At 73.9% G+C, this 6,565-nt stretch carries 4 protein-coding genes; 1 reads left to right on the forward strand and 3 read right to left on the reverse strand.

Translation table 11 applies throughout. The annotated features are described in order from the left end of the window. Window positions 1-97: 97 nt before the first annotated feature. Window positions 98-790, forward strand: coding sequence for an IspD/TarI family cytidylyltransferase (locus IEW03_RS14255; protein ID WP_188524351.1), 693 nt, complete (start codon window positions 98-100; stop codon window positions 788-790). A gap of 93 nt (window positions 791-883) precedes the next feature. On the opposite strand, the gene IEW03_RS14260 is transcribed toward IEW03_RS14255, so the two are convergent. The 3 genes from IEW03_RS14260 to IEW03_RS14270 all read right to left on the reverse strand — a co-directional run bounded on the left by IEW03_RS14260 (window position 884) and on the right by IEW03_RS14270 (window position 6,429). Beyond that, complete coding sequence (locus IEW03_RS14260; protein WP_188524352.1) at window positions 884-2,755, reverse strand: glycosyltransferase family 2 protein; 1,872 nt, start codon at window positions 2,753-2,755, stop codon at window positions 884-886. Between the two features lie 147 nt (window positions 2,756-2,902). Then, on the reverse strand, window positions 2,903-3,715 hold the full coding sequence (locus IEW03_RS14265; protein WP_188524353.1) for a polysaccharide pyruvyl transferase family protein: 813 nt from the start codon (window positions 3,713-3,715) through the stop codon (window positions 2,903-2,905). Beyond that, a complete protein-coding gene (locus IEW03_RS14270; RefSeq protein WP_188524354.1) occupies window positions 3,712-6,429 on the reverse strand; it encodes a glycosyltransferase family 2 protein in 2,718 nt (905 codons plus the stop codon). Before IEW03_RS14270 ends, IEW03_RS14265 begins: the two co-directional genes overlap by 4 nt. Between the last annotated feature and the right edge of the window lie 136 nt (window positions 6,430-6,565).

Below are 6,565 nucleotides of genomic sequence, written 5' to 3' on the forward strand. Positions count from 1 at the left end.
CCCGGGACCAGCGCCCGGAACCCGCACCACGGAATCACCAGCCAGGACGACGTCGTCCGTGCCGTCGGCCCCGCTCACAAGGAGAGAATCACCACCGATGTACAAGTCCCACAAGGTCTCGGCCATCGTCACCTGCGCCGGTCGCGGCGTCCGGTTCGGCGGCAACAAGCTGTTGGTCAAGATCAACGGCGTCACGATCCTCGAGAAGACGGTGCGCGAGTTCGTGCACCCGGCGATCGACGAGATCATCGTGACGATCAGCCCGGAGAACCGCGAGGTCTACCACGACATCCTGATCGAGAAGGCGGGCCTGCCGGTCACGCTCGTGGACGGCGGCGAGGAGCGCTTCATCTCCGCGCGGCTGGGGCTGCAGGCCACGTCCGGCGGCATCGTCATGGTGCACGACGGCGTCCGGCCGTTCGTCAACTCCGAGCTCATCGAGCGGGTGCTCGAGGCCGGCGTGGAGAACGGCGCCGCCATGCTCGGGATGCCGACCGTGGTGCAGCTCAAGACCGTCGACGACGACGAGTTCATCACGGGCTCGCTCGACCGCTCGCACAGCTGGCTCGGGCAGACGCCGCAGGTGTTCCAGCGGGAGCTCCTCGCGAAGGCCTACGACGAGGCGATCGCGTCCAGCTACCACCGCGTCTCCGACGACGCCGACCTGGTCGCCGAGTTCACCGGGCACCGGGTCAAGATCGTCAAGGGCGAGGACTACAACATCAAGATCACCACGCGCACCGACCTGGTCATCGCCGACCAGATCATGGCGCAGGCCGACTGGGAGTGAACCGGGCTCCCACCCGCTGACGACGACGGACGCCGCGAGCCCCGAGGGGCCCGCGGCGTCCGTCGTCGTCTCAGGGCACGGCGACCCGCGAGGTCACCGCGGTCGGGGCTCGGTGAACGTCAGCCGCCCGCCGCGATCGACCCGGACCACGGTGTCGAGCTCGACGTCGCGGCCGCCGAAGTTGCCGATGATCCGGTACTCGCCGGGCGGGGCGTCGAGGTCGCCCTCGATCCGGGCGCCGTCACCGTCGGCGACCAGCGTCGCCGGCTGCGGGTCCACGGGCTGCAGCACCACGCCCCCCTCGATCCGGGTGCGGCCGTGCACGGAGACGGAGGGCAGCGGCAGCCGGTACCCGTCGGCCCCGAACCGGCGGTGCTCCGTGGTCGCCGCGCTCGGCCTGACCTTCGCCGAACCCAGCACCGTCCGCTTGGTCTGGCCCAGGTCGATCGTCAGCCCCTTGGAGTCGTTCTTGTAGGCGACCCGGGACTCGCCGTCGACGAGGGCGACCCGGGGCGGGGCCGCCGTGCGCAGCGGCCGGTGGTTGAGCACGCCGAAGAGCTCGGCCCGGGCGGACAGGTCCCAGACCCCCGCCGCCAGCGGGCGCCCGAGGGCCGCCGTCGCGGGGTCGATCCGTGCCTTGCCGCGCAGCCGCACCACGAGCTCGCCGTCCTCGCCGGTCACCTCGACCCGTTGTTCGGTCGGGACCTCCCAGGTGACGGCGTCGTCGCGCGACCGGACGGCGAGCGTCGTCGTGGCGGCGGCGAGGTCGTCGGTGACGTCGAGAAGCTCCGCGGGGACCCGGCCCGCGAGGTGCTCCGGCAGGACGCGGAGGACGCGGTCGCCCTCCTGGCGCAGCGCGAGCCCGCCCGCGTCCGTGGTCCAGGTGGTGGTGAAGCTGACGACCAGCTGTCCGTCGGTGTCCCAGCGGACGTCGGTGACCTCGGCGGTGCCCACGAGCCCGCCGTCGACGGCGAGCAGGTCGAGCAGCAGGTCCCACTCGCCGGCGCGCGCCAGCGCCGCGCGGGCCGCGAGATGCCGCGGCAGCTGCTCGTCCATCGACGGGTCGACCCGCTCGAGCATCGTCGTCGCCAGGGCGAGGATCGGGGCCCGCTCCGCGTCCGGCATGCTCAGCAGGGGCGCGTTGAGGCCACCCAGGAGGCGGGCCCGGTGCTGGTGCAGCTGCAGGGTCTGGTGGTCGCGGCTGCCCTGCTCCAGACGGTCGTCGATCGCGGCGAAGATCTCACCGAGCCAGTACCACCACTCGGGACGGTCTGCGGAGTACGTCGTGGACGCCGTCGAGCCGTGGCGCACCCAGTGGTAGAACGGGACGTCCGCGAGGATCGCCGTGCGCGCGCCCGCCGCCGCCAGGTCGATCGAGAAGAAGATGTCCTCCCACATGACCCGCTGCCCCTCGGGGAAGCGGACGTCGTGCTCGAGGAGGAAGCTGCGGCGGAACAGCTTGTGCGGGTTGGTGGGTCGCAGCGGATGGACCGCGTCGTCACGCTCTGAGGCGTCGTCGAAGTTCCGCGTGAAGACCTCGAGGGCCCACTTGGGCTGGTCGGTCCTCGACTCCTTGGCCGTGACGACGTCGGCACCCGTGCGGTCCGCCATCGCGACGGCCGCCTCGAGGCCGCCAGGGTAGAGCTCGTCGTCGTGGTCCATGAAGACGACGTAGTCGCCGGCCGCCGCCTCGAGCCCGGCGTTGCGGGGGCGGCTCGGCCAGCCGGAGTGCTCCAGGAGGATGGCCCTGGTGAGCGGCCTGGACCGCGCGAGCTCGGTGACCCGCTCCGGCGTCCCGTCGGGTGACCCGTCGTCGACGAGCAGGACCTCGATCCGCTCGGCGGGCAGCGTCTGGGCGTCCACCGACGCGAGCGCCTCGTCGAGGCGCGGGCCCGAGCAGTACGTGGGGATCACGACGCTGACGCGGACGCCTCCCGGCCGGTCGGAATCGTGCGGGACGCTCATCGATGTCTCCAACTTCGTGCCCGCGGACGGGCTCGTCGAGGTGGGCGGTCGTCTGGACAGGCACGACTATGCCACGGGCGCTGCGTGGCCTTCACCGCCCTCGGCCGCCGGGTGCTGCGCACGGAGCCGGTGGCGAGCCCGGCGTGGTCACACCGGCAGGCTCGCGACGAGACCCTCCTGGAGCGCGTCGATCCCGTCGGCCGGCGAGTGCTCCTCCTCGACCCGCCGCCGGATCTCGGCCGTGGGCAGGCCAGCCACGTCGGGCGCGTACCAGGGCCGGTGCGGCCGCGACCCGGGGAACGCGGAGTAGTAGTCGCGGTACTTGAACAGTCCGTGGACGGGGCCCTGCACCGGCCCGCCCACCGACTCGTTGAGCCGCAGGTGGATGCTGGGGACCCCGACCGAGTCGGACACGATCAGCCCGTGCAGCGACGAGGAGAGGACGACGTCGCAGGAGGCGATCTCCCGGGTCACCTCCTCGGGGGTCCACCCGATGTCGATGATCCGGACGTCCGACCGGGTGCTGAGCTCGCGCACCAGGGGGTGCTGCGCGTCGCGGAAGTGGGGCACGATGCCGACCGCGTACTTCTTGCGCACGGGACCGTCGAGGAAGAGGTGCGCGAGGATGCCCGGGTCGCCCAGGGCGAGCGTCGACCGGAGCTCGGCCGGGAAGTGCCCGGCCGTGAGCCTGCCGCGCACCGCTCGGGGCCGGACCTCAGCAGGGATCGGGTCCTCGTACGGCCAGAGGAAGCCGGTGCCCCAGAACTCCGGGTAGCGGGCGGGCTTCTCCCGGATGTGCGTGAGGATCGACCCGGCGGCGACGAGGTCGGCGTCGGGCAGGGGGCTCCAGCGCACCCTCCGGCCGGTGAGCCGCTCGAGGAGCGGCGCGCTGAGCTCGTCGCCGAAGTTCGTCTCGACCGGGTGGAGCCAGCGCCACCAGAAGACACGCAGGTCGCTCATGACGGTTCCCCTTCCGGGAGGCGGGAGACGACGAAGCGACCGTCCTCGTACCGGGCGACGAACGCCGCGGTCCGGACCGGCTCCAGCGGCTCGGGAACGTGCGACGTCGCGCGGACGTCCCCGTGGACGACGGTCAGGGCGAACCTCAGGTCGCCGGTCACCGGCACGGGGAGCCGCGCCGCGACCTGGCGGTCGTCGAGCCGGCGCCAGGGGAGGCGGTGCGGTGCCTCCCTGCTGCCGGCCGGATCCACGTCGGCGTAGACCTGCAGGCCCTTGCCGAGCCCGGCGACGTCGACGACTGCTTCCGGCCGGTCGTCCTCGTCGAGCGACAGCCGCGAGAGGCGGACCTCGTCGGCGGTCAGGAAGTCGCGGTGGGAGACGGAGAGGTTGCCGTAGCTCGCGGTGGCGTAGAGGACGGTGTCCGGTGCTCCGAGCGCCCGGCCGGTGACGTCGACGCAGGTCTCGTCGACCTGGGTGGGACGCCGTGACCCGAAACGCAGGTCGGGGAGCGCGTGGCCGGCCCAGACCGGGGCGACGTACAGGTCCCAGCGCCCGGGGGCGTCGAGCGCCGCCGGGTCGATCCCGAGCGTGAAGGGCAGCGCCTCGACCGGGTCCGTGACGAGCGTGTCGCCCAGCGTCACGGGGAGCTCCACCTCGGTCTCGGTGTCGCGCAGCCGGAGGACCGCCCGGACCCCGTCCGGCGGGGGCAGGACCCCCGGGGCCGCGATCCAGCCGGCGACCCGGGCGAACCCGTCGTCCACGACCAGCGAGGTCATCAGGTGGTTCACGACCTGCGCAGAGACGGTCCGGCTCTCGGGGGGAACCACGTGCTGCACCGTCGCCGGGACGTCGTAGCGGAGGTCGCCGCCGTCGACGGCGGCGCGGAGGGCCTTCTCGTCCCCGTGGCAGGCCGTCATCAGGTCCGCGAGCGCGTCCCCGTCACCGGACAGGAAGGTGTCGAGCAGCAGGGCGCTCCGCTCGTCGCGTCCACGGCGCAGCGACCCCGTCCAGTGCCTGCCGAACCTGTCCCGGGCCTCGGCCGCGAGGCGGCCCCGGACCTCCGGGTCGTCGAGGGCGGCGACGCGGCGGGCGATCCCGGTCAGGGTCGCGGCCGGCCGGCGCAGCAGCTTCTCCCGCCGGGGGCCCTCGGGGACCTGGTCCGTGACGACCTCGGCGAGCCTGAGCGCGGCCTCCAGCTCGTCGTCCAGGCCCTGCGCCGGGTCGTCGCCCCCGACGGGGACGCCGCCGGAGCCGGTCACACCGCTCTCGTAGTAGACGGAGTCCGCGAGGACCGCGACCCGGCGGGCACGGAGCGCGAGCTCCGCCGTCAGCAGGTCGTCGCCGTCGTCGGGGAGCCCCTCGGGGAACCTGAGTCCCAGGTCGTCGAGGTGCGCCCGGCGGAACAGGTGGTGCGGGGTCAGGACGTCGAACAGGCGCTGGTCGAGGGTGTCGGCGGACAGCACGGTGGCCTGGAAGGCGTGGGGCGTCGCCCGCCGGCGGCTGATGCCGAGCGTCTTGCCGAGGACGAGGTCCGCGCCCGTCGCGTCCGCGGTCTCCGCCAGCTTCTCGAGGGCGAGTGGAGCCAGCCGGTCGTCGGCGTCGAGGAAGTGCACGTAACGGCCCCGCGCGGCCTCGAGCCCGGCGTTGCGCTGCGTCGCGGTCCCGCCGGACGCCGTGACGAGCCGGACGTCCGGGCGGGCGGCCGACACCGCACCCCACCACGCGGGCGCGGCACCGGGGTCGGTCACGACGATGATCTCGGTCCGTGCCAGCGGCAGCGTCTGGGCGAGCACGGAGCGCACGGCCGCCTCCAGCAGCGGCTCGTCCCGGCCGACGGCGACCACGGTCACGAGGGGGTCTTCCGCCCGTGCGGGAGGCTCGTCGAGCGGCTCGACCGTCACCGGCCCCGTGCGCGGCACGGTGAGCAGGAACGGGGCCGCCTTCGACTCGCCGGCGAACACGAACGACGGTCGCCAGCGCCCCGGCGTCGCCGTCACGTCGAACGACAGCGTGAGGTCGTCCCGCGTCGCCGTGACGGTGGCCGAGCCCCCGGCCGGGCTCGCCCCGGCGAGACGGCGACGCACGGCGCCCGCGACGCGGCGTCCCCAGGGCGGCCTGTGGGACGCGACCGACACCGTCCCCGCGACCGAGCCGCGACCGTGGACCCGGACGCCGTCGAGCGGCATCGTCACCCTCACGTGGCGGGCTCCGCCGTCGGACGCGGACACGGTGGCGTCGGCCAGCCGGGGGCGCCCGTCGTTGACCACGAAGTGCAGCCGTCCGGTCGTGTCGACCGTGAGGTGGCCCTTGGTGTTCCGGTAGGCCACGGCGGGCCGGCCCGCGAGCAGGGCGGGCCGGGCCCCGAGCCCGGTGAAGACCGGCACGGTGACCGTGCCGTCGCTCCCGCGGACGCGAGCGTGCACGTCCCACACGGCGTCCGGCAGCCAGCCGGACCTGCCGACGTGCCGGACGTCCAGGCGGGAGTCCGTCGAGGCCCCGCCCCCACCGTCAGCAGCGGACCGCGACGAGGAGACGACCGTCGGCACGGTGACGGTGCGCTCGCCGCCGCGACGGCGCAGCACGAGCTGTGTGGTGCCCCCGTCGGGCGTCGTGCCGTCGTCCCAGCGGGTGATCGTCCGCACGTACAGCGTGCCCTCGATCCAGGCCGTCCCGACGGCTTCCACGGACACGGCGGAAGGCGTCGGTGCGGGCATGGCGCGATGGTACCCGGGGGTGCCCCGTCGGCCGTGCGTCGTCTCGGCGGCCCGGTCGGTGCGTGGCGGCTGCGTCATGCGGGCAGGGCGTCGACGAGGTGTTGCTTGAGGTCGTCGATGCCGGTGGGGGGCCGGA

This window comes from Isoptericola cucumis (genome assembly GCF_014635665.1).
Lineage (GTDB): Bacteria > Actinomycetota > Actinomycetes > Actinomycetales > Cellulomonadaceae > Isoptericola > Isoptericola cucumis.

Excerpts from the sequence above, each read along its gene's own strand:
- IEW03_RS14260 (WP_188524352.1), bottom strand. The coding sequence starts at position 2,755 with ATGAGCGTCCCGCACGATTCCGACCGGCCGGGAGGCGTCCGCGTCAGC.
- IEW03_RS14255 (WP_188524351.1), top strand. The coding sequence starts at position 98 with ATGTACAAGTCCCACAAGGTCTCGGCCATCGTCACCTGCGCCGGTCGC.
- IEW03_RS14270 (WP_188524354.1), bottom strand. The coding sequence starts at position 6,429 with ATGCCCGCACCGACGCCTTCCGCCGTGTCCGTGGAAGCCGTCGGGACG.
- IEW03_RS14265 (WP_188524353.1), bottom strand. The coding sequence starts at position 3,715 with ATGAGCGACCTGCGTGTCTTCTGGTGGCGCTGGCTCCACCCGGTCGAG.